Here is a 1,520-nt window from a genome sequence, read left to right as displayed (position 1 = left end):
TGTCCGTCGTCAGAACATTTGGCACAACTCGCGGCGTAAATTAGCGGAGTGCGGGCCTCGTCCTGGGGTTGATATTAAGCGGCGATCTTGCGGTGGAGCAAGCGGCGATGTTCGATGGTCTTCCGTTTGATCCTTTCGCGCTGTTTGATGATGGCATCGGCCCTGCCGAAGTAGGCGTCGGCGGGCGTCACGTTGTTCAGGCTCTCGTGGTAACGTCGGTGGTTATAATGCTCGACGAAGGCTTCGATCTGGGCCTCAAGGTCACCGGGCAGGAAGTAATTTTCGAGCAGGATGCGATTCTTGAGGGTCTGATGCCAGCGCTCGATCTTGCCCTGGGTCTGGGGATGCATCGGAGCGCCGCGCACATGGCTCATTTTCCGGGCCTCGATATATTCCGCCAGTTCACCCGCGATGTAGCTCGGGCCATTATCCGACAGCAGCCGAGGCTTGTGCAGCACCGTTGCGCTGTCGCAACCCGAGGCCTCGAGCGCGAGGTCCAGCGTGTCGGTGACATCCTCGGCTCGCATGTTGGTGCACAGCTTCCAGGCGATGATGTAGCGCGAGAAGTCGTCGAGCACGGTCGACAGATAGACCCAGCCCCAGCCAATGATCTTGAAGTAGGTGAAGTCGGTCTGCCACATTTCGTTCGGCCGCGTCGTCTTGGTGTGGAACGCATCGGCTGCCCTGATCACGACGAAGGCCGGGCTGGTAATCAGATCATGGGCCTTGAGCAGGCGATAAACCGTGGCCTCCGACACGAAGTAGCGCTTCTCGTCGGTGAAGCGCACTGCCAGTTCGCGGGGCGACAGATCGGTTGTATCCAGCGCCATGTCGATGATCTGCTGCTGGATATCGTCGCCGATGCGGTTCCACACCCGGCGCGGGGCCGATGGCCGATCCTCCAACGCCTCCGGGCCGCCTTCGAGATAGCGGTCGTACCAGCGATAGAAGGTCCGGCGCGGGATGCCCAACTGCTCCAGCGTGCGCCAGGCCGGGAGGTGCGACTGTTCGACGATCCGGATGATCTCCAGCTTCTCGGATGCAGGGTATCTCATTCGTCGTCGCCCCCATCCGCGATCATGCTTTTTTTAAGCAGGCGGTTCTCGAGGGTCAGGTCGGCCACGCATTCCTTCAGCGCACGGGCTTCCCGGCGCAGATCCTGGACCTCGCCGGTGGTTGCGGCACGGGCGGTATCGCCGGCGAGCCGGCGCTTGCCCGCTTCCATGAACTCCTTCGACCAGGTGTAGTACAGGCTCTGGGCGATCCCTTCCTTGCGGCACAGTTCAGCAATGCTGTCATCGCCGCGCAGGCCTTCAAGCACGATCCGGATTTTATCCTCGGCAGAGAAGTGCCGGCGTGTCGCCCGCCGGATGTCCTTCACCACCTGCTCCGCAGGAGCCTTCACCGATTTTTTCAAGGAGGATTTGGGCTTCATCTTCGTTCCTTCGTCACTACGACGAAGCCCAAATCCTCCTTAATTCACAACCTCAAATCTGTGCCATTGGCGCTGACGCCGGACA

1 protein-coding gene is annotated in these 1,520 nt (G+C 60.5%); it reads right to left on the bottom strand.

The genetic code is table 11. From position 1 onward, the window contains the following. Positions 1–74: 74 nt before the first annotated feature. Positions 75–1,435, bottom strand: a protein-coding gene (locus tag GGR43_RS23295) for an IS3 family transposase (protein WP_145206737.1) whose coding sequence is annotated in 2 segments (ribosomal slippage) — positions 75–1,088 and positions 1,091–1,435 — 1,359 coding nt in all. Because the reading frame shifts where the segments join, the coding sequence is not laid out codon by codon here. Between the last annotated feature and the right edge of the window lie 85 nt (positions 1,436–1,520).

It is taken from the genome of Sphingobium jiangsuense, assembly GCF_014196495.1.
Lineage (GTDB): Bacteria > Pseudomonadota > Alphaproteobacteria > Sphingomonadales > Sphingomonadaceae > Sphingobium > Sphingobium jiangsuense.
The sequence above is the reverse complement of the archived record's forward strand: the minus strand, read 5'-3'. Positions and strand labels throughout refer to the sequence as shown.